Genomic DNA, 19,997 nt, shown 5'->3' on the forward strand with positions numbered 1-19,997 from the left:
GAGCCGCCATGAACACCACTATTGCTCAACAAATCGCTGATGAAGGCGGCGTAGAAGCCTATCTGCACGCGCAACAGCATAAAAGCCTGCTGCGCTTTCTGACCTGCGGCAGCGTGGATGACGGGAAAAGCACCCTGATTGGCCGCCTGCTGCACGACACCCGCCAGATTTATGAAGACCAGCTCTCTTCTCTGCACAACGACAGCAAGCGTCACGGTACCCAGGGCGAAAAGCTCGACCTGGCGCTGCTGGTAGACGGACTGCAGGCGGAGCGCGAGCAGGGCATCACCATTGACGTGGCCTATCGCTACTTCTCCACCGAGAAGCGCAAATTTATCATCGCCGACACGCCGGGGCATGAGCAGTACACCCGTAACATGGCGACCGGTGCCTCCACCTGCGAGCTGGCGATCCTGCTGATGGACGCCCGTAAAGGCGTGCTGGATCAGACCCGTCGTCACAGCTTTATCTCCACGCTGCTGGGAATCAAACACCTGGTGGTGGCGGTGAACAAAATGGATCTCGTCGACTACAGCGAAGAGACCTTCAACCGTATACGTGAAGAGTACCTGACCTTTGCCGAGCAGCTGCCGGGCAATCTCGATATCCGCTTCGTGCCGCTCTCTGCGCTTGAAGGGGATAACGTCGCGTCCCAGAGCGCAAACATGCCCTGGTACAGCGGCCCGACGCTGCTGGAAGTGCTGGAAACCGTTGAGATCCAGCGCGTGGTCGACACCCAGCCGATGCGTTTCCCGGTGCAGTACGTTAACCGTCCGAACCTCGATTTCCGCGGTTTCTCCGGCACCATTGCCTCTGGCTCGGTGAACGTCGGTCAGCGCGTAAAAGTGCTGCCGTCAGGCGTGGAATCGTCCATCGCCCGCATTGTCACCTTTGATGGCGATCTGCCGGAAGCGGGGGCAGGTGAAGCGGTCACGCTGGTGCTGAAAGACGAAATTGATATCAGCCGGGGCGACCTGCTGGTCGATGCGAGCGAATCGCTGGCAGCCGTTCAGGGGGCTGCCGTAGACGTGGTGTGGATGGCCGAGCAGCCGCTGACGGCAGGCCAGAGCTACGACATTAAAATTGCGGGCAAGAAAACGCGTGCCCGGGTGGACGGCATTCAGTTCCAGGTGGACATCAATAATCTGACTCAACGCGACGTGAGCGAGCTGCCGCTGAACGGCATTGGCCTGGTTGATCTGACCTTCGACGAGCCGCTGGTGCTGGATCAGTATCAGCAGAACCCGGTCACCGGGGGGCTTATCTTTATCGACAGGCTGACCAACGTCACCGTTGGCGCCGGCATGGTGCGCGAGCCAAACGAGCAGGCGGCCGTGGCGTCTGAATTCAGCGCCTTTGAGCTGGAGCTGAACGCGCTGGTGCGTAAGCACTTCCCGCACTGGGGCGCACGCGATCTGCTGGGAGGCAAGTAATGGCCGCCCACGATGAGAACGTCGTCTGGCATCCTCATCCGGTCACCGTCGCCCAGCGCGAACAGCTCCACGGTCACCGTGGGGTTGTGCTGTGGTTTACCGGGCTGTCTGGTTCGGGTAAATCCACGGTGGCAGGCGCGCTGGAAGAGGCGTTGCATCAGCAGGGCGTGAGCACGTACCTGCTGGACGGCGACAACGTGCGTCACGGCCTGTGCAGCGATTTAGGCTTTAGCGACGACGACCGCAAAGAGAACATTCGCCGGGTTGGTGAGGTTGCCAGCCTGATGGCGGATGCCGGGCTGGTGGTGCTGACCGCGTTTATCTCGCCCCACCGCGCGGAGCGCCAGACGGTGCGCGAACGCGTGGGTCAGGATCGCTTTATCGAGGTGTTTGTCGATACGCCGCTGGAGATTTGCGAAGCGCGCGACCCGAAAGGGCTGTACAAGAAAGCGCGTGCCGGAGAACTGCGCAACTTCACCGGAATTGACGCGGTATACGAAGCGCCTGAATCCCCTGAGATTCACCTGGAAGGTCAACAATTGGTAACAAATTTAGTAAGCCAATTATTAGACCTGCTCAGACGGGACGATATTATCAGATCCTGAGACGGTATCGTTCGGGATCTGTCTTCCCGAACGATGAGTCACGGTCACAGGATTAGCTATGCGCAACAGTGAAAATTACATTATTACCACAGTGTCGGAGCCGATAACGCCCGACGACGAGACGACATGGTCCTTTCCTGGGGCCTTCGTCGGCTTCGTCGCGTGGTTGCTGGCGCTGGGCATTCCTTTTCTCATCTACGGTGGGAACACGCTTTTCTTCTTCCTCTACACCTGGCCCTTCTTCCTGGCACTGATGCCCGTCGCGGTTGTCGTCGGCATTGCGCTGCATTCTCTCCTCAATGGCAAACTCCTTTACAGCGCCGTTGTCACGATTGTGACGGTGGTTCTGATGTTTGGTCTGTTATTTTTGTGGCTCATGGGCTAACTTCAGCCATAATTCAAACCGTAACCAACTGTGTGACGATATTGTGCAGGGCGATTCTGCGGAAAAAATGTGGTACATTTGCCCGCGATGTTGCGGCATCTCTGTTACCCCGGCGTAGTGTCCTGGGGAAGTCTTGGGATGAGGATGCCGTTTTTCAGGGGGCAGGATGGGTAAACTAACGCTGCTGTTGCTGGCTTTGCTGGTCTGGCTGCAATATTCGCTGTGGTTCGGTAAAAACGGGCTGCACGACTATAGCCGGGTGAGCGATGACGTCGCGGCCCAGCAGGCAACAAACGCTAAACTTAAGGCGCGTAACGATCAACTCTTTGCTGAAATTGATGACCTCAATGGCGGGCAAGAGGCGATTGAGGAACGCGCGCGCAATGAACTCAGTATGACTAAGCCGGGCGAAACCTTTTATCGTCTGGTTCCGGATGCGTCTAAACGCAATCAGGGCTCAGCACAAAACAATCGATAATCAGGCCCAGGATTACGACATGGCAGTAACTTTTTCGGACGTATGCGCCGTGGTGCCGGCCGCAGGTTTTGGCCGGCGCATGCAGACAGAATGTCCCAAGCAGTACCTCTCGATTGGCGATAAAACGATCCTCGAACACTCCGTGGCGGCGCTGCTGGCGCATCCACGGGTGACGCACGTCGTGATCGCCATCAGCCCAGGCGATGCGCGTTTCGCGCAGCTACCGCTGGCAAACCACCCGCAAATTACCGTCGTTGACGGCGGCGCCGAACGCGCCGACTCCGTGCTGGCGGGCATTCAGGCTGCGGGTCACGCGCAATGGGTGCTGGTCCATGACGCCGCGCGCCCGTGCCTGCATCAGGACGATCTTGCGCGTCTGCTGGCCCTCAGCGAAACAAGCAGGGTCGGTGGCATTCTCGCCGCTCCGGTGCGCGATACCATGAAGCGCGCCGAGCCGGGCAGGCAGGCCATCGCCCATACCGTTGAGCGCGTCGATCTCTGGCACGCGCTGACGCCACAGTTTTTCCCCCGCGAACTCCTCCATGACTGCTTAACGCGTGCGCTTAAAGAGGGCGCGACCATCACGGACGAAGCCTCCGCGCTGGAGTATTGCGGTTTTCACCCTGAGCTTGTTGAAGGACGCGCTGATAATATAAAAGTGACGCGCCCGGAAGATTTACAGCTCGCGGAATTTTATCTTACCCGTTCGACCCATCAGGAGAAGGCATAATGCGAATTGGACACGGTTTTGATGTACACGCCTTTGGCGGAGAAGGCCCAATTATCATTGGCGGCGTACGTATCCCTTACGAAAAAGGGCTGCTGGCGCATTCTGATGGCGACGTGGCGCTACACGCCTTAACCGATGCCTTGCTCGGTGCTGCGGCACTCGGCGATATCGGCAAACTGTTCCCGGACACCGACCCGGCGTTCAAAGGGGCAGACAGCCGTGAGCTGCTGCGCGAAGCCTGGCGCCGTATTCAGGCCAAAGGCTACGCCCTGGGTAACGTTGACGTAACGATCATCGCGCAGGCACCGAAAATGCTGCCGCACATCCCGCAGATGCGCGTGTTTATCACTGAAGATCTGGGCTGCCACATGGATGACGTTAACGTCAAAGCCACCACCACCGAGAAGCTGGGCTTTACCGGTCGCGGCGAAGGCATTGCCTGTGAGGCCGTTGCGCTGCTGGTGAAGGCGGCAAAATGACAGACTTCGACGACCTGACGTATCTGCACGGTAAACCACAGGGAAGCGGCCTGCTGAAAGCCAGCCCGGAAGATTTTGTGGTGGTGGAGGATTTAGGCTTTGAGCCGGACGGTGAAGGCGAACATCTCCTGGTGCGTATTCTGAAAAACGGCTGCAACACCCGGTTTGTGGCCGACGCGCTGGCAAAATTCCTCAAAATTCACGCCCGTGAAGTCAGCTTCGCCGGGCAGAAGGACAAACACGCCGTCACCGAGCAGTGGCTCTGCGCGCGCGTGCCTGGCAACGTAATGCCTGATTTAAGCAAATTTGAGCTTGAAGGCTGTAAAGTGCTGGAGTACGCCCGCCACAAGCGCAAGCTGCGTCTGGGGGCGTTGAAAGGTAACGCCTTTACCCTGGTGCTGCGTGAAGTAACCAATCGCGATGACGTTGAGAAGCGTTTAAACGCGATTAACGAACAGGGCGTACCGAACTACTTTGGCGCACAGCGCTTTGGCATTGGCGGCAGTAACCTGCAGGGCGCGCTGCGCTGGGCGCAAAGCGATGCCCCGGTGCGCGACAGGAATAAACGCAGTTTTTGGTTGTCGGCAGCACGCAGCGCGTTGTTTAATCAGATTGTGAGCGAACGACTGAAAAAAACGGACGCGAATCAAGTTGTTGTCGGCGATGCGCTACAATTAGCGGGACGCGGAAGCTGGTTTGTGGCAACGGCTGAGGAAATGGCCGATGTCCAGTCGCGCGTGGAGGCCAAAACCCTGATGATTACCGCCGCGTTGCCCGGTACGGGCGACTGGGGGCCGCAGGGGGATGCGCTGGCCGCCGAGCAGGCCGCCGTGGCGGATGCGCCAGAATTACAATCATTGCTGGTGCGGGAAAAAGTCGAAGCGGCACGCCGTGCGATGCTGCTCTACCCGCAGCAGTTAAGCTGGAACTGGTGGGATGACGTGACCGTCGAGTTACGCTTCTGGCTGCCGGCAGGTAGCTTTGCCACCAGTGTTGTCAGGGAACTTATCAACACGTCGGGTGATTATGCGAATATTGCTGAGTAACGATGACGGGATCCATGCGCCGGGCATTCAGACGCTGGCGAAACACCTCCGTGAATTTGCGGATGTGCAGGTTGTGGCACCCGATCGTAACCGCAGCGGGGCGTCTAACTCATTGACGCTCGAGTCGTCGCTTCGCACCTTTACCTTTGATAACGGCGATATCGCCGTGCAGATGGGCACGCCGACGGACTGCGTCTTTCTCGGCGTGAATGCGCTGATGCGTCCGCGTCCGGATATTGTGGTCTCGGGTATTAATGCCGGACCGAATCTTGGTGATGACGTTATCTATTCGGGCACCGTGGCGGCAGCAATGGAAGGCCGTCATTTGGGTTTCCCGGCGCTGGCGGTGTCGTTAAACGGCCACAAGCACTACGACACGGCGGCAGCGGTGACCTGTTCTCTCCTCCGTGGGCTGGGGCGCGAACCCCTGCGTACCGGTCGTATCCTGAATATCAACGTGCCTGACCTGCCCCTTGATGAGATCAAAGGGATCCGCGTGACGCGCTGCGGCAGCCGTCATCCAGCCGATCAGGTGATCCCGCAGCAGGATCCCCGCGGCAACACCCTTTACTGGATCGGTCCTCCGGGTGAAAAATGCGATGCCGGGCCAGATACTGACTTTGCCGCTGTGGATGAAGGGTACGTTTCCGTTACGCCGCTGCACGTAGATTTAACCGCTTATAGCGCGCATGAGGTGGTGTCGGACTGGTTAGATCGGGTCGGAGTGAACGTGCAATGGTAAGTAAACGTGTACATGCGCTTCTGGAACAACTGCGTGCTCAGGGGATCACGAACGAGCATGTACTGGATGCGCTTGCTCAGGTTCCCCGTGAGAAGTTTGTAGACGAGGCGTTTGAACACAAAGCGTGGGAAAACGTGGCGCTGCCCATCGGGCAAGGCCAGACCATTTCGCAGCCCTACATGGTGGCGCGCATGACGGAGCTGCTGGAGCTAACCCCGGAATCCCGCGTGCTGGAAATTGGCACCGGCTCGGGGTACCAAACCGCGATCCTGGCGCATCTGGTTCACCATGTATGCTCAGTTGAGCGTATCAAAGGGTTACAGTGGCAGGCGCGCCGTCGCCTGAAACAACTTGATTTACATAATGTTTCGACACGCCACGGCGATGGATGGCAGGGTTGGCAGGCTCGCGCCCCGTTTGACGCCATCATCGTCACGGCGGCGCCACCTGAAATTCCCGCTGCGCTTCTGGCGCAGCTTGACGAGGGTGGCATTCTTGTTTTGCCCGTGGGGGACGAACAGCAGCTGTTGAAGCGCGTTCGTCGGCGCGGCGGCGAGTTTATTATCGATACCGTAGAAGCCGTGCGCTTCGTCCCCCTTGTTAAGGGGGAGTTGGCCTGAGACTCGGATTTATCCAGGGTTATTAAGGCAAATTCAGCGTATGGTGTGGCGCAAAAGGTTCGTGCCATCACGGTTATTTTAAGTCACTGGTAGTTAACACATTCCTGGGGGATAAATGAGCGCGGGAAGCCCAAAATTCACCATCAGCCGTGTTGCGGCATTATCACTGGTTTCTCTATGGCTGGCAGGCTGTACAAGTTCGAATAACGCGCCTGCGCCGGTAAGCTCCGTCGGCGGGAACAGCGGATCGGGTAACACGTCCAGCGGAATGTTGATCACCCCTCCGCCTAAAATGGGCGCGTCTACGGCGCAGCAAACTCCGCAGATCCAGCCTGTTCAGCAGCCTGTATCCCAGCCAACACAAATACAGCCAGTGCAACAGCCTGTTCAGACCGAAAATGGCCGCATAGTGTATAACCGTAAGTATGGGAACATTCCGAAAGGAAGCTATACGGGCGGCAGTACCTATACGGTGAAACGCGGCGATACGCTCTTCTACATTGCCTGGATCACCGGGAACGATTTCCGTGACCTGGCACAGCGTAATAACGTGCAGGCCCCGTATGGACTGGAAGTCGGACAAACGCTTCAGGTTGGCAACGCGACGGGTACGCCGCTCACGCCGGGTAACTCTGTTTCTGCTGCCGACGTCACGGCGCAAAATAACAGCGTTAAGCCTGCACAAAAAACCACCACGGTAGTTGCTTCGCAACCTGTAATTACGTATTCTGAGGATTCAGGTGATCAGAGTGCTAACAAAATGTTGCCGAATAATAAAGGTACTGCGACGGTTGTCACAGCACCGGTTACGGCACCTGTGGTTAGCTCTACCGAGCCGACTGCCAGCAGTATGAGTTCCAGTTCGCCAATCTCCACCTGGCGCTGGCCGACTGACGGTAAGGTTATCGAGAACTTCTCTTCCTCCGAGGGGGGAAATAAAGGGATCGATATCGCAGGAAGTAAGGGACAGGCTATCATCGCGACCGCAGACGGACGCGTTGTGTATGCCGGTAACGCTCTGCGCGGTTACGGTAATCTTATTATCATAAAACATAACGATGATTACCTGAGTGCCTACGCCCATAACGATACAATGCTGGTCCGGGAGCAACAAGAAATCAAGGCGGGGCAGAAAATCGCTACCATGGGTAGCACCGGCACCAGTTCTACACGCTTGCATTTTGAAATTCGTTACAAGGGGAAATCCGTAAACCCGCTGCAGTATTTGCCGCAGCGATAATTTGACGGGGCATGCCAGCCAGGATGTCTCGTTCAGGGATCACGGGTAGGAGCCACCTTTATGAGTCAGAATACGCTGAAAGTTCATGATCTAAATGAAGATGCGGAATTTGATGAGAACGGAGCAGAGGCTTTTGACGAAAAAGCCTTAGTAGAAGAGGAACCCAGTGATAACGATTTGGCTGAAGAAGAGCTGTTATCGCAGGGCGCCACACAGCGTGTACTGGACGCGACTCAGCTTTACCTTGGGGAGATTGGTTACTCCCCACTGTTAACGGCCGAAGAAGAAGTCTATTTTGCACGTCGTGCTTTGCGTGGAGATGTTGCCTCGCGCCGCCGCATGATTGAAAGTAACTTGCGTCTGGTCGTGAAAATTGCCCGCCGTTACGGCAATCGTGGTCTGGCTCTGCTGGACCTGATTGAAGAGGGCAACTTAGGTCTCATCCGCGCAGTTGAGAAGTTTGACCCGGAACGCGGGTTCCGTTTCTCAACCTACGCGACCTGGTGGATTCGTCAGACCATCGAACGGGCAATTATGAACCAAACCCGTACGATTCGACTGCCGATCCACATCGTCAAAGAGCTGAACGTCTATCTGCGTACCGCGCGCGAGTTGTCCCATAAGCTGGACCACGAGCCAAGTGCGGAAGAGATCGCCGAGCAGCTTGATAAACCGGTTGATGACGTAAGCCGTATGCTGCGTCTCAACGAGCGCATTACCTCAGTTGACACCCCGTTGGGTGGCGACTCCGAAAAAGCGCTGCTGGATATTCTGGCCGATGAAAAAGACAACGGCCCGGAAGACACCACGCAGGACGATGACATGAAACAGAGCATCGTCAAATGGCTGTTCGAACTGAACGCCAAACAGCGTGAAGTGCTGGCACGTCGTTTCGGTTTACTGGGGTACGAAGCTGCGACACTGGAAGACGTCGGCCGTGAAATTGGCCTGACCCGCGAACGTGTTCGTCAGATTCAGGTTGAAGGTCTGCGTCGCCTGCGTGAAATCCTGCAGGGGCAAGGGCTGAACATCGAAGCGCTGTTCCGCGAATAAGCAACCATTCGTCAAAAAAGGCCCGTCGTGAGACGGGCCTTTTTCTTTTGCGCTACGGCTGCGCCGTTTCATGCAGCAAACGCCAGGTAATGTTGTTTCCTTCCTGATTAAGCACCGCGGTTGACCAGCGCACGTTGACGGGCTGATCCGGCCGGGTTTGCGTTTCGCGATAGTGAAGTACCGCGCCGTTATCCCATGCTTGCAGCGTCGTTAACGCATCGATGGTAATTTTCAGGCCAGGTCGGCTCGCGCGCTGCGCGTCAAGGAAGCTGACCAGGGCGCTGTGGTCTAAGTGGGCACCGCTCGGTGGAACCATCAGAAAGTCCGGGCGGAAACGGGCGGCCAGGGCGGCTACATCACCTTTTCCTGCACCTAACCAGTTCTCAAGTGCGACGTGGATGTCGATAATTTCATGTTCGAAATGCGTCATGGTTTCTCCTGATGCAGCTGCGTAAGCACCTGCGCGTTGTTAAGACGGAAAACGTAAAGTACCGGCAGTAAGGTCATGGCTGCGGCAAAGATAAACATCCCGTGCCAGGCGGCGAGCGGAGCAAGACAAGCCTGCATGGTGCTCAGCACCTGGGCCAGCAGCAGGGCGCCGGCAAAAAAGCTCAGCTGGCGATTAAGGTTCCACAGCGCGCTGGCATCAGGCATATCCTCTTGTCGCGTTGTCAGAAAGGCGCTGCTCTGAGCCGTGCTGCTGCACAGGCTTCCTCCTGCGCCCATCAGCGTAAACGCAACGACGGGCAGCAGCGTGGCTGAACTGACGTTAATCAAAAGCAGAATGCCCGTCGCCTGCAAAAGGCAGCCAATGACGACCAGAGGCCGGGGGCCGATACGGTTGAAATAGCGTCCCGTCGCCGTAATGGCGATAAAAGATGCCACCGACCAGGGCAGCATAAGCATGCCCGTTGCGCTGGGCGTCATGCCCGCTTCGCTCTGAAGGTAATACATTCCCGTTACGTTTACGCCAATAAAGATGCCGGGTACGCACAAATAGATCAGCATGGAAAAGCGCATCAGCGGGTTCGCCAGCAAAGAGAGGTTCAGTAGCCTGGCTGTTTTAACCGGCGGCGCTTCAGTTTTGAGCCACGCGCAGGCCAACGCGAAAGTAACGATAGCGACGGGTAGCGTGGCAAAAAATATCCAGCGCCAGCTAAAAGCTTGAACCAGCGCACCGCCCACCGCCGGGGAACAGGCAGGGGCAAGCAGTGCGACCAGCATCACCGCCGAGGAGAGTCTGGCGCGTTCGTGAGGCTTGAACTGTTGCCAGGTCAGCGCCTGTCCGACCGGGATCAGCAACCCGCCACCGACGCCCTGCAGCGCGCGCCAGGCAATCAGACTTTCCAGCGAAGAGGACAGTCCCGCCGCCGCTGAGGCCGCGCTGAAGAGGACCAGGGAGAGAAGAATGATGCGCTTCGGCCCGAGGCGGCGCGTCAGGATGCTGCTGAAAGGGATGACGAGCGTCAGGCCGGCAGTGTACCCGTTACTCACCCATGCAAGCGCGGAAGGGGTGGCGTTAAACGCGTGAGCCATTGCCGGAAAGGCGACGCTGGCGATAAACATGTTAATCAAATCAAGGAACAAGCCAAGCAGAAAGACCAAGGCAATTTTGCTGCGATACGTCATGGTGGATCCTCCGGTGAGGTGGCGTATCGTATCGGCCCGCACGCCGCGGATAAACGCGACAAAGCACGATATACTGTCAAAAATATTTTGACAGTAAGCAAGGAAAACTATGCTCAATTTACACCGTACGGCGATGTTCATCGCCGTAGCGGACACCGGTAGCTTCACCACTGCGGCGGAGGCGATGGGGCTGACAAAAGCGGTCGTCAGTTTCAATATTCGTCAGCTTGAAGAGGAGCTGGGGGTTACGCTGCTGCTGAGGTCCACCCGACGCCTGACGTTGACCGAGGCGGGAAGGCTGTTTCATCAGCGAAGCGTGAGGCTTTTAAGGGAGGCTGAGCAACTGCAGGATGACGTACGCGCCAACCATACCGGTCTGACGGGGGATTTTCGGATCACCACTACGCCCGAGTATGGCACGCAGGTCGTCGTTCCTTTGCTGGCTGAATTCAGTCAGCAGCACCCAGACCTTCGCGTGCGTCACGTCTCGTCCTCTTTGCATGCTGACCTTATCTCAGAGCGCTTTGACGTCGCCATCCGGCTGGGAACGCTCGCAGATTCGCGCTACCGCGCCGCATTGATTACCACCTTTAATATAGTGCCCGTGGCGACGCCGGGTTGGCTGGTAAATCATCGGGTGGCGTCGCTGGAACAGCTGGCAGAAGCCGACTGGATTATTCACGAGCGCCTGGCTTCGCCGCTGCGCTGGCAGGTAAAGGACGCCGATGAAAGACCGGTTTCCTTTGAGATTAAGCACGCACCGCGCCTGTATGCAGACAGCGCGCAGGTGCTGATGGCTTTCGCCCTGGCGGGCGGTGGAGTAGCGCTGCTGCCTGAGTGGCTGGTGCGAAACGCCCTGGATGCGGGAGATCTGGTATCGCTCTTACCGGAATATACGTTTGCTCAGCAGGGTATCTATGCCGTCTATCCCGATGCCCGGCATGTGCCCGCGAAAGTACGAACCTTTATCGATTTTATGCGCGCCAGGGTTAATTAATCAGGCATCATCTTTTTAATAAGCGCTGCAAATTGCTCCCGTTCAGCCCCGCTGAGGCGCCCTAAAAACGCCTCATCGACCTCGTTCCCAATCGGCTTACAGCGCTCAAGCAAGGCTTTTCCATCAGCCGTCAGGAAGATAAACCGGCGACGCTTATCGGCAGGGTCGTGCTCGCGCTTGACCAGGCCGCGCGCCTCCATGCGGCTGAGCATTTCTGCCAGCGTCGCCTTGGTGCTAACTGCGACTTCCGTCAGTGCGACCTGCTCAATGCCAGGATTTTCCGCAATAGACCGCATTACCGCGTATTGCGGCTTGGTAAGCTCTGGCAAAGCATGTTGCCAGTGGGCGGTATGCTGTTGAAAAAGCTGGCGTAACAGGTGAAACGCTTCTTGTCTAAGCTCCATGAACACTCCGACGAAAAATAACTTCCTCTATGATAGCCGCTATCGCCCGGGATTTTAACGCGGGAGTTTTTAGCAATTCGTGTGATCGCATACGAACGATCTTGTCAGAAGACCGATCCGGGAGTAGTTTACTCATAATGTTCGTATGCGAACAAATGAATTGAGGTGTTGAATGAGATTGATAGTGGGAATGACCGGCGCAACGGGGGCGCCGCTGGGCGTGGCGCTGCTTGAGGCGCTGCGCGAAATGCCAGAGGTGGAGACCCATCTGGTGATGTCTAAGTGGGCGAAGACCACCATTGAACTGGAAACGCCCTATACGGCACAGGACGTTGCCGCGCTGGCGGATGTTGTCCACAGCCCGGCCGATCAGGCTGCCACAATCTCATCCGGCTCGTTTCGTACCGAGGGCATGATCGTCATTCCGTGCAGCATGAAAACGCTGGCGGGTATCCGTTCGGGCTATGCCGAAGGGCTGGTGGGGCGCGCGGCTGATGTCGTCCTGAAAGAGGGGCGCAAGCTGGTGCTGGTTCCCCGTGAGACGCCGCTCAGCACTATCCATCTTGAGAACATGCTTGCCCTTTCGCGCATGGGCGTGGCGATGGTGCCCCCTATGCCCGCGTACTACAACCACCCGCAAACCGCCGATGATATTACCCAGCATATCGTGACCCGCGTGCTCGATCAGTTTGGTCTGGAGCATAAAAAAGCGCGTCGATGGAACGGCCTGCGGGCGGCTAAACATTTTTCACAGGAGACAAAAGATGGCATTTGATGATTTGAGAAGCTTCCTGCAGGCGCTCGAAGAGCAAGGGCAGCTGCTGAGAATAGAGGAAGAGGTTAACGCTGAGCCGGATCTGGCGGCGGCCGCTAACGCCACTGGCCGCATTGGCGACGGCGCGCCCGCGCTGTGGTTCGACAATATTCGTGGCTTCACCGATGCCCGCGTGGTGATGAACACCATCGGCTCCTGGCAGAACCACGCTATTTCGATGGGGCTGCCCGCGAATACGCCGGTGAAAAAGCAGATTGACGAGTTCATTCGCCGCTGGGATAAATTTCCGATTGCGCCAGAGCGTCGCGCTAACCCGGCGTGGGCGCAGAATACCGTAGACGGTGAAGACATCAACCTGTTCGATATTCTGCCGCTGTTCCGCCTGAACGACGGCGACGGGGGTTTCTATCTCGATAAAGCGTGCGTCGTCTCGCGCGATCCGCTTGACCCGGATCACTTCGGCAAGCAGAACGTCGGGATCTATCGCATGGAGGTGAAGGGCAAGCGTAAGCTCGGCCTGCAGCCGGTGCCGATGCACGATATTGCGCTGCATCTGCATAAAGCGGAAGAGCGTGGTGAAGATCTGCCGATTGCCATTACCCTGGGCAACGACCCGATCATTACGCTGATGGGTGCAACGCCGCTGAAGTACGATCAGTCCGAGTACGAAATGGCCGGCGCGCTGCGCGAAAGTCCGTATCCGATTGCGACCGCGCCGCTGACCGGGTTCGATGTGCCGTGGGGTTCTGAAGTGATCCTGGAAGGGGTGATTGAGGGGCGTAAACGGGAAATTGAAGGGCCGTTTGGTGAATTTACCGGACACTATTCCGGTGGCCGTAATATGACGGTTGTGCGTATCGATAAAGTCTCTTACCGCACGAAGCCGATTTTTGAATCCCTTTACCTGGGCATGCCGTGGACCGAGATCGACTACCTGATGGGCCCGGCAACCTGCGTGCCGCTCTACCAGCAGCTGAAAGCTGAATTCCCGGAAGTGCAGGCGGTAAATGCCATGTACACCCACGGCCTGCTGGCCATTATCTCCACCAAAAAACGCTATGGCGGCTTTGCCCGTGCCGTTGGGCTACGCGCCATGACCACGCCTCACGGTCTGGGCTACGTGAAGATGGTGATCATGGTGGATGAGGACGTCGACCCGTTCAACCTCCCGCAGGTGATGTGGGCGCTGTCGTCGAAGGTGAACCCGGCGGGGGATTTGGTGCAGCTACCGAACATGTCGGTGCTGGAACTTGACCCAGGCTCCAGCCCGGCAGGTATAACCGACAAGCTGATTATTGATGCCACCACGCCTGTGGCGCCGGACAACCGTGGTCACTATAGCCAGCCGGTACAGGATCTCCCTGAAACCAAAGCCTGGGCTGAAAAATTGACCGCGATGCTGGCAGCACGCCAATAAGGAGGAAATGATGATTTGTCCACGTTGTGCCGATGAGCATATTGAAGTGATGGCGACGTCACCGGTGAAAGGTGTCTGGACCGTCTACCAGTGCCAGCACTGTCTGTATACCTGGCGTGATACCGAACCCTTGCGCCGTACCAGCCGAGAGCACTATCCGGAAGCGTTCCGCATGACGCAGAAAGATATTGACGAGGCGCCGCAGGTGCCGACGATCCCGCCGCTGTTGTAAAAAAAAGCCCGGTGGCGCTGCGCTTACCGGGCCTACGGTTTTGTAGGTCGGGTAAGGCGAAGCCGCCACCCGACAAAACAGACCGCAGAAAACTAAACCAGACTCTTCAACCGATAAATCCACTCCAGTGCCTGACGCGGCGTCAGCGAATCCGGGTCGAGGTTCTCCAGCGCTTCGACGGCAGGCGACGTCTCTTCCGCAGGCGCCAGCAGCGACATCTGCGTGCCATCAACCTGCGTGGCCGCCGCATTTGGCGACAGGCTTTCCAGTTCACGCAGTTTCTGACGCGCGCGTTTGATCACGTCTTTTGGTACACCCGCCAGTGCCGCAACGGCCAGACCATAGCTTTTGCTCGCTGCGCCATCCTGCACCGTGTGCATAAAGGCGATCGTGTCTCCGTGTTCCAGCGCGTCGAGGTGGACGTTGGCTACGCCCTCCATTTTCTCTGGCAGCTGCGTCAGTTCGAAATAGTGCGTGGCGAACAGGGTCATTGCTTTGATTTTATTGGCCAGGCTCTCAGCGCAGGCCCACGCCAGCGACAGGCCGTCATAGGTCGACGTACCGCGTCCGACTTCGTCCATCAGCACCAGGCTGTGTTCCGTCGCGTTATGCAGGATGTTGGCCGTTTCAGTCATCTCAACCATAAAGGTTGAGCGTCCGCTTGCCAGATCGTCCGCCGCACCCACGCGGGTAAAGATACGGTCGATTGGCCCAATCTCCACGCTTTGCGCGGGAACGTAACTGCCGATGTACGCGAGGAGGGCGATTAGCGCCGTCTGGCGCATATAGGTACTTTTACCGCCCATATTCGGACCGGTAATGATCAGCATTCTTCGCTGAGGCGCGAGGCTCAGGGGGTTAGCGATGAACGGCTCGTGGAGCACCTGTTCCACTACCGGATGGCGACCTTCGGTAATGCGAATGCCGGGCTTATCGGTAAAGGTCGGGCAGGTATAGTTCAGCGTTTCAGCACGCTCGGCCAGGTTTACCAGCACGTCCAGTTCTGCCAGCGCGCCGGCGCTTAGCTGCAGATCTGCCAGGTGCGGCATCAGCATGTCAAACAGCTCGTCATACAGCTGTTTTTCCAGCGCCAGGGCTTTGCCTTTCGAGGTGAGAACCTTGTCCTCGTACTCTTTCAGCTCTGGAATAATGTAGCGTTCAGCGTTTTTCAGCGTCTGACGACGCACGTAGTGGATAGGCGCCATATGGCTCTGCCCGCGGCTGATCTGGATGTAGTAGCCATGTACCGCGTTATATCCCACCTTGAGGGTGTCGAGGCCCAGACGTTCGCGCTCGCGGATTTCCAGCTTATCCAGGTAGTCCGTTGCGCCGTCGGCCAGCGCGCGCCATTCGTCCAGCTCTTCGTTGTAGCCGGGAGCAATCACGCCGCCATCGCGCACTAAGACCGGCGGCGCGTCAATGATGGCGCGCTCCAGTAATTCACGCAGTTCGGTGAACTCGCCCATCGTCTCGCGAAGTTTCTGTACCGGCGCGCTATCGACGTCACGCAGCTGGGCACGCAGCTCCGGTAACTGCTGGAACGCATGACGCATGCGCGCAAGATCGCGTGGGCGGGCTGTGCGCAGTGCCAGGCGGGCAAGAATACGCTCAAGATCGCCGACCTGACGCAGCACCGGCTGCAGTTCGGTATAGCTATCCTGCAAGGCGGCAATGGTTTGCTGGCGCCCCATAAGCGTAGCGGTATCGCGAACCGGCATATGCAGCCAGCGTTTCAGCATGCGGCTACCCATCGGCGTCACCGTACTGTCGAGGACCGACGCGAGCGTATTTTCTACGCCACCCGCCAGGTTCTGCGTGATCTCCAGGTTACGGCGCGTGGCCGCATCCATGATGATGCTGTCCTGCTGACGCTCCATGGTGATAGAGCGAATATGCGGCAGAGAAGTACGCTGGGTATCCTTCACATACTGCAGCAGGCAGCCCGCTGCGCAGAGCCCGCGTGGCGCGTTTTCTACGCCAAAGCCAATCAGGTCTCGCGTGCCAAACTGCAGGTTCAGCTGCTGGCGTGCGGTCTCAATCTCAAATTCCCACAGCGGACGACGGCGCAAACCGCGGCGTCCCTCAATAAGCGCGGTCTCGGCGAAGTCTTCGGCGTAAAGCAGTTCAGCCGGATTGGTACGCTGGAGCTCTGCGGCCATGGTTTCACGGTCAGCCGGTTCGCTCAGGCGAAAACGCCCGGAGCTGATATCCAGCGTTGCGTAGCCAAACCCTTTGCCATCCTGCCACAGCGCAGCCAGCAGGTTATCCTGACGCTCCTGCAGCAAGGCTTCATCGCTGATGGTGCCGGGCGTGACGATGCGCACGACTTTGCGCTCAACCGGGCCTTTTGAGGTGGCCGGGTCGCCGATCTGTTCGCAAATAGCGACGGATTCACCCTGGTTCACCAGTTTCGCCAGATAGTTTTCTACCGCGTGATGCGGGATACCTGCCATAGGGATGGGTTCGCCTGCCGATGCGCCACGTTTGGTCAGCGAGATGTCGAGCAGCTGCGATGCGCGCTTAGCATCGTCATAAAACAGCTCGTAAAAATCGCCCATACGGTAAAACAGCAGAATTTCCGGATGTTGTGCTTTCAGCTTCAGATACTGCTGCATCATGGGGGTGTGGGCGTCGAAATTCTCTAGTGTACTCATCAGTTTATGATATCCATTTTCTTAAATTTTAATGAGTTAGTGATGTTTGTTGTTCTCATTGAGTTTCACTTTGTCTCATTGGATCTCAGGAAATCCTACATTTAAATGTAGGTTAAAGTGTAGCTTGCCAACCTATAGCCTGGTAGAATATGGCTACATACAGCACAACCTACATTTCGTTTCATAAATGCGTAGGGAGCATGATAACGGAGTCTTTATGGCAGGAAAACAAGAGGCAAAGCCACTTTCGTTTAAAGCGGTAGAAATGATGAAGCCTGGCGACAAAGATAAGGCTGATATAGGCGAAAATCGTGGCTTACGTGTCTCCTGCGGTGCAACTGGGGTTAAGTCTTTTTTCTACCGTTACACAAGTCCTCTGACTGGCAAGCTTGCTCAGGTTAAAATTGGTAACTTCCCGCAGACTTCTCTCGCCGCTGCACGTCTTAAACTCCACGAATTAAAGCTCCTCCGACAGGAAGGTCGGTGCCCTGCGACTGAACTCAAAAAAGATAAGCTCCAGCGTGCGATTGAATCTGAACAAGCTAAGATCCCTGAATTGACCGTACAGGGATTAGTTGAACTGTATCTTACTGAACGTATTGAGGATCGTAAAACGAAGGACGGAAAGATCATACCCGGTGCCAGAAAGCCGAAAGGGCAGGCTGAGGTTCGTCGTACTCTCTATGGTGACGCTGTTAAAAGCTTAGGAACCCGGAATGCTGCTGAGATTACGCGCCAGGATGTCATTAATTTAATCAATGGCATTGTAGCTCGAGGGGCAACCGTACAGGCAGGGAATGTACTGAGGGAGCTTTCACTTGCATATGAATTTGCAATTGGCCTCGGGCGCTTTGATGACAGTTTTGCGAATCCAGCGTTGTTAGCAAAATCCAGCTTACGACAGACAAGAATCAAGCTCACAAATGGACGTGGAACACGAGTACTGAGTGAGGACGAGCTTGCAAAATTCCTTAAATGGCTTCCGGGTTCGGCTTATACGCCAACGATCAAAAACGTGTTACGTCTGACTCTCTGGACTGGGTGTCGTACCGGTGAGGTCTGCAATATGGCATGGAAGGATGTTGATCTTGAAAAAGGTACTATCCATCTGCGAGAAACCAAAACAGGAGTAGAGCGCTACGTACAGTTATCTGATCAGGCAATCGACTTTCTCAAAGTACTACGGCTTACCTCCGACAAATATCTGTTTCCTTCGCAAGCCACTAAGAAGCCAATTCAGCAGAAGTATTTAACTGAAAACTCATGGCGTTTACGTGAAAGCGGCCAAATGCTTGATATACCTCATTGGACACCCCACGATCTACGTCGTACAGTGCGAACAGGCTTATCTCGTTTGCAGTGTCCAAATGAGGTAGCAGAGGCCGTATTGGGGCATACACGTGGCGGCGTTGAAGGGATTTATAACTTGTATAAGTATGATGCTGAGTGTAGGAAGTGGTTACAGGTGTGGGCTGATTATTTAGATAAGCTAATTGTATGAGCGCTTTAGTTAATACTTATATTTTACAATAAAGTGGATCTATAATTGATTTTACTTTAATCTTATATGTATTGCTAATTTGGTATGTTATGCTTTTTTATCTATGTTAGAGCGATAGAGATTAATCATAAAAATATAAAATTGGATTTATCTTAAGGAATTATGCTCTATAAGCAATGAGTGCAAGGGAATTTCTATATGTATGTTACTACATGTGCGGATAACAAAAATCGTATCGGGTATATTGATTGGGTTATATAAAATGATGATGTTTTATGCATTATAAGAATTAACAAAGTTAATTCTTATAATGGGCAGGTGAGATAAATTCATTTTATCTAATGCTTCGGTCATCAAACACGGCTGCTTCCTTGCTATGACATTAAGAAAGTCATTTTTGCACCATATATTATTATTTCCAATGCCATTGCACATTTTGTATTTTAACAATGGACACATCCAATCTCCATTTCTCAATGATTGAATTAGTAAGCTTTCAACATATAGATAAATGAAATTATTGGATCTGAATCTGTCTGGGACAGCAGATCTATGTTCACCCGTTTCATTTATTAATACAGGCATTCCAATTTCACTAAAATATTCTTCCATTTTGAATTTAAGTGTCATAGGGTCGAGATTAAATAAAAAGTGGAAGATGAAAAAGTTATTCCCATCTTTAAAATTATAGTTAAAAACATAATAAATCCATTCCCGAATAGTGAGGAATTGATCTCCTTTATAACACTCACTAAAGTATTCTAGGTGACTTTCTTTTCTTCGTGATAATTTAGATGATGCATTTTCAGAAAAGTTACCCTTTGAATTCCATTGATAAGATTTAAATAAATCGTAAGCACTATTATGAATGTCAGAATATATTATTTTATTTTTAAAGTCTTTTGAAATAAAAAATAACTGATTCACAGGGTTGTCATTATATAAGCAAAACTCAACTAGTAATATTTTTGTTGAGTCGGATAACTCACCAAGGCCAAGATAATCCAATACAAGATCGACTATTTTATAGGGTATGTCGTAGTAGTTTTTTTCAGGCCATCTTTTATTTTCAATCTTACGAGTAATGAATTCTATTAAATCTTTTGCACTAAGGGTGCATTCCATGTCGGTCGATGATTTTAAAATATACTTATGTACGTTAATGTCATTAATCGAAGGTTCCGATACTTTATTATGACTGATTACAGTGCCAAAATTTTTAATGGCTTGTTGTTCTCCCCAAGTGAAATCATATTGTTGAGATAAAGTGTGATAATCATCCGGCCAATTATAAAAAGGAACGGTTATTTGTTTGGCTTTAATTGCTGATATTGAAAAGTAGTATCTCTCAAGGCTTGAAAAAGTTGATTGCCTTATAAGGTATGGGAGGGTGATATCCTGTATGAAATGGAGAAACTCATGAAAAAGAGTGGCATCATCAAAGTCGATATTTTTTCTTATTTCTGTTGAAGAATAAGAGAAAATTGTGTATCTAGAAGGGATGTAGTAAGCGGAAGTGATATTTTTTACCATTAGATGCTCTTATGAACCTAAAATTGTCTTCACTAACAACCAGA

The 19,997-nt window shown here is 54.5% G+C and carries 21 protein-coding genes; 16 read left to right on the top strand and 5 right to left on the bottom strand.

Annotated elements, in window-relative coordinates; translation table 11 throughout:
- The first annotated feature begins 8 nt into the window (after nt 1–8).
- The 11 genes from cysN (at nt 9) to rpoS (ending at nt 8,811) form a co-directional block, all read left to right on the top strand.
- Entirely contained in the window at nt 9–1,433 is a 1,425-nt protein-coding gene (cysN, locus tag D5067_RS04800) for a sulfate adenylyltransferase subunit CysN (RefSeq protein WP_119936040.1), read from the top strand.
- Entirely contained in the window at nt 1,433–2,038 is a 606-nt protein-coding gene (gene cysC, locus D5067_RS04805) for an adenylyl-sulfate kinase (protein ID WP_032643097.1), read from the top strand. The genes cysN and cysC overlap by 1 nt, the downstream gene beginning before the upstream one ends.
- 58 nt (nt 2,039–2,096) lie before the next feature.
- A complete protein-coding gene (locus tag D5067_RS04810; RefSeq protein WP_119936039.1) occupies nt 2,097–2,423 on the top strand; it encodes a DUF3561 family protein in 327 nt (108 codons plus the stop codon).
- A 166-nt stretch (nt 2,424–2,589) separates the two neighbouring features.
- Nucleotides 2,590–2,901 carry a cell division protein FtsB gene (gene ftsB / locus D5067_RS04815; RefSeq protein ID WP_003862095.1) on the top strand — a complete coding sequence of 104 codons (312 nt, stop codon included), beginning with the start codon at nt 2,590–2,592 and terminating at the stop codon, nt 2,899–2,901.
- Between the two features lie 19 nt (nt 2,902–2,920).
- A complete protein-coding gene (ispD, locus tag D5067_RS04820) occupies nt 2,921–3,631 on the top strand; it encodes a 2-C-methyl-D-erythritol 4-phosphate cytidylyltransferase (protein ID WP_119936037.1) in 711 nt (236 codons plus the stop codon).
- The gene (gene ispF, locus D5067_RS04825) at nt 3,631–4,110 is read left to right on the top strand and encodes a 2-C-methyl-D-erythritol 2,4-cyclodiphosphate synthase (RefSeq protein WP_119936036.1); all 480 of its coding nucleotides are present in this window, start codon (nt 3,631–3,633) and stop codon (nt 4,108–4,110) included. Before ispD ends, ispF begins: the two co-directional genes overlap by 1 nt.
- Nucleotides 4,107–5,156, top strand: coding sequence for a tRNA pseudouridine(13) synthase TruD (gene truD, locus D5067_RS04830; protein WP_119936035.1), 1,050 nt, complete (start codon nt 4,107–4,109; stop codon nt 5,154–5,156). Before ispF ends, truD begins: the two co-directional genes overlap by 4 nt.
- On the top strand, nt 5,137–5,898 hold the full coding sequence (surE, locus tag D5067_RS04835) for a 5'/3'-nucleotidase SurE (RefSeq protein ID WP_119936034.1): 762 nt from the start codon (nt 5,137–5,139) through the stop codon (nt 5,896–5,898). Before truD ends, surE begins: the two co-directional genes overlap by 20 nt.
- Nucleotides 5,892–6,518 carry a protein-L-isoaspartate(D-aspartate) O-methyltransferase gene (locus D5067_RS04840; protein ID WP_119936033.1) on the top strand — a complete coding sequence of 209 codons (627 nt, stop codon included), beginning with the start codon at nt 5,892–5,894 and terminating at the stop codon, nt 6,516–6,518. The genes surE and D5067_RS04840 overlap by 7 nt, the downstream gene beginning before the upstream one ends.
- A gap of 115 nt (nt 6,519–6,633) precedes the next feature.
- Complete coding sequence (gene nlpD, locus D5067_RS04845; RefSeq protein ID WP_119936032.1) at nt 6,634–7,758, top strand: murein hydrolase activator NlpD; 1,125 nt, start codon at nt 6,634–6,636, stop codon at nt 7,756–7,758.
- Nucleotides 7,759–7,818: 60 nt separating this feature from the next.
- Nucleotides 7,819–8,811 (top strand): RNA polymerase sigma factor RpoS, encoded by a 993-nt coding sequence (gene rpoS, locus D5067_RS04850; protein ID WP_013098493.1) that lies wholly within the window; start codon nt 7,819–7,821, stop codon nt 8,809–8,811.
- 52 nt (nt 8,812–8,863) lie between these two features.
- Here the strand turns inward: rpoS and D5067_RS04855 are convergent, their stop codons facing one another.
- Both D5067_RS04855 and D5067_RS04860 read right to left on the bottom strand, forming a co-directional pair.
- Nucleotides 8,864–9,241 (bottom strand): DUF4440 domain-containing protein, encoded by a 378-nt coding sequence (locus D5067_RS04855; RefSeq protein WP_119936031.1) that lies wholly within the window; start codon nt 9,239–9,241, stop codon nt 8,864–8,866.
- The gene (locus D5067_RS04860) at nt 9,238–10,440 is read right to left on the bottom strand and encodes an MFS transporter (RefSeq protein WP_119936030.1); all 1,203 of its coding nucleotides are present in this window, start codon (nt 10,438–10,440) and stop codon (nt 9,238–9,240) included. Before D5067_RS04860 ends, D5067_RS04855 begins: the two co-directional genes overlap by 4 nt.
- A gap of 109 nt (nt 10,441–10,549) precedes the next feature.
- Between D5067_RS04860 and D5067_RS04865 the strand changes: the two genes are divergently transcribed.
- A complete protein-coding gene (locus tag D5067_RS04865) occupies nt 10,550–11,437 on the top strand; it encodes a LysR family transcriptional regulator (RefSeq protein WP_119936029.1) in 888 nt (295 codons plus the stop codon).
- On the opposite strand, the gene D5067_RS04870 is transcribed toward D5067_RS04865, so the two are convergent.
- A complete protein-coding gene (locus tag D5067_RS04870) occupies nt 11,434–11,841 on the bottom strand; it encodes a MarR family winged helix-turn-helix transcriptional regulator (RefSeq protein WP_119936028.1) in 408 nt (135 codons plus the stop codon). The two genes, D5067_RS04865 and D5067_RS04870, sit on opposite strands and share 4 nt — an antisense overlap.
- A 172-nt stretch (nt 11,842–12,013) precedes the next feature.
- Here D5067_RS04870 and D5067_RS04875 point away from each other — a divergent pair, with 172 nt between their 5' ends.
- The 3 genes from D5067_RS04875 to D5067_RS04885 are packed head-to-tail and all read left to right on the top strand — an operon-like array spanning nt 12,014 to nt 14,265.
- On the top strand, nt 12,014–12,616 hold the full coding sequence (locus D5067_RS04875; RefSeq protein WP_119936027.1) for a non-oxidative hydroxyarylic acid decarboxylases subunit B: 603 nt from the start codon (nt 12,014–12,016) through the stop codon (nt 12,614–12,616).
- Complete coding sequence (locus D5067_RS04880; protein WP_119936026.1) at nt 12,606–14,033, top strand: non-oxidative hydroxyarylic acid decarboxylases subunit C; 1,428 nt, start codon at nt 12,606–12,608, stop codon at nt 14,031–14,033. Before D5067_RS04875 ends, D5067_RS04880 begins: the two co-directional genes overlap by 11 nt.
- A gap of 10 nt (nt 14,034–14,043) precedes the next feature.
- Nucleotides 14,044–14,265, top strand: coding sequence for a non-oxidative hydroxyarylic acid decarboxylases subunit D (locus D5067_RS04885; RefSeq protein ID WP_003862116.1), 222 nt, complete (start codon nt 14,044–14,046; stop codon nt 14,263–14,265).
- Nucleotides 14,266–14,357: 92 nt separating this feature from the next.
- Here D5067_RS04885 and mutS read toward each other — a convergent pair whose 3' ends face one another.
- Nucleotides 14,358–16,919 (bottom strand): DNA mismatch repair protein MutS, encoded by a 2,562-nt coding sequence (gene mutS, locus D5067_RS04890; RefSeq protein WP_119936025.1) that lies wholly within the window; start codon nt 16,917–16,919, stop codon nt 14,358–14,360.
- 217 nt (nt 16,920–17,136) lie between these two features.
- On the opposite strand from mutS, the gene D5067_RS04895 reads away from it, so the two are divergent.
- A complete protein-coding gene (locus D5067_RS04895) occupies nt 17,137–18,420 on the top strand; it encodes a tyrosine-type recombinase/integrase (protein ID WP_119936024.1) in 1,284 nt (427 codons plus the stop codon).
- 273 nt (nt 18,421–18,693) lie between these two features.
- Here the strand turns inward: D5067_RS04895 and D5067_RS04900 are convergent, their stop codons facing one another.
- Complete coding sequence (locus D5067_RS04900; protein WP_119936023.1) at nt 18,694–19,953, bottom strand: hypothetical protein; 1,260 nt, start codon at nt 19,951–19,953, stop codon at nt 18,694–18,696.
- Nucleotides 19,954–19,997: the final 44 nt, after the last annotated feature.

Source organism: Enterobacter huaxiensis, assembly GCF_003594935.2.
Classification (GTDB): Bacteria; Pseudomonadota; Gammaproteobacteria; order Enterobacterales; family Enterobacteriaceae; genus Enterobacter; species Enterobacter huaxiensis.

Coding starts and splice junctions, on each gene's coding strand:
- ftsB (WP_003862095.1), top strand. CDS start 2,590: ATGGGTAAACTAACGCTGCTGTTGCTGGCTTTGCTGGTCTGGCTGCAA.
- cysC (WP_032643097.1), top strand. CDS start 1,433: ATGGCCGCCCACGATGAGAACGTCGTCTGGCATCCTCATCCGGTCACC.
- ispD (WP_119936037.1), top strand. CDS start 2,921: ATGGCAGTAACTTTTTCGGACGTATGCGCCGTGGTGCCGGCCGCAGGT.
- D5067_RS04885 (WP_003862116.1), top strand. CDS start 14,044: ATGATTTGTCCACGTTGTGCCGATGAGCATATTGAAGTGATGGCGACG.
- D5067_RS04840 (WP_119936033.1), top strand. CDS start 5,892: ATGGTAAGTAAACGTGTACATGCGCTTCTGGAACAACTGCGTGCTCAG.
- D5067_RS04880 (WP_119936026.1), top strand. CDS start 12,606: ATGGCATTTGATGATTTGAGAAGCTTCCTGCAGGCGCTCGAAGAGCAA.
- D5067_RS04895 (WP_119936024.1), top strand. CDS start 17,137: ATGGCAGGAAAACAAGAGGCAAAGCCACTTTCGTTTAAAGCGGTAGAA.
- truD (WP_119936035.1), top strand. CDS start 4,107: ATGACAGACTTCGACGACCTGACGTATCTGCACGGTAAACCACAGGGA.
- D5067_RS04875 (WP_119936027.1), top strand. CDS start 12,014: ATGAGATTGATAGTGGGAATGACCGGCGCAACGGGGGCGCCGCTGGGC.
- nlpD (WP_119936032.1), top strand. CDS start 6,634: ATGAGCGCGGGAAGCCCAAAATTCACCATCAGCCGTGTTGCGGCATTA.
- rpoS (WP_013098493.1), top strand. CDS start 7,819: ATGAGTCAGAATACGCTGAAAGTTCATGATCTAAATGAAGATGCGGAA.
- D5067_RS04855 (WP_119936031.1), bottom strand. CDS start 9,241: ATGACGCATTTCGAACATGAAATTATCGACATCCACGTCGCACTTGAG.
- D5067_RS04810 (WP_119936039.1), top strand. CDS start 2,097: ATGCGCAACAGTGAAAATTACATTATTACCACAGTGTCGGAGCCGATA.
- D5067_RS04870 (WP_119936028.1), bottom strand. CDS start 11,841: ATGGAGCTTAGACAAGAAGCGTTTCACCTGTTACGCCAGCTTTTTCAA.
- surE (WP_119936034.1), top strand. CDS start 5,137: ATGCGAATATTGCTGAGTAACGATGACGGGATCCATGCGCCGGGCATT.
- ispF (WP_119936036.1), top strand. CDS start 3,631: ATGCGAATTGGACACGGTTTTGATGTACACGCCTTTGGCGGAGAAGGC.
- D5067_RS04860 (WP_119936030.1), bottom strand. CDS start 10,440: ATGACGTATCGCAGCAAAATTGCCTTGGTCTTTCTGCTTGGCTTGTTC.
- cysN (WP_119936040.1), top strand. CDS start 9: ATGAACACCACTATTGCTCAACAAATCGCTGATGAAGGCGGCGTAGAA.
- mutS (WP_119936025.1), bottom strand. CDS start 16,919: ATGAGTACACTAGAGAATTTCGACGCCCACACCCCCATGATGCAGCAG.
- D5067_RS04865 (WP_119936029.1), top strand. CDS start 10,550: ATGCTCAATTTACACCGTACGGCGATGTTCATCGCCGTAGCGGACACC.
- D5067_RS04900 (WP_119936023.1), bottom strand. CDS start 19,953: ATGGTAAAAAATATCACTTCCGCTTACTACATCCCTTCTAGATACACA.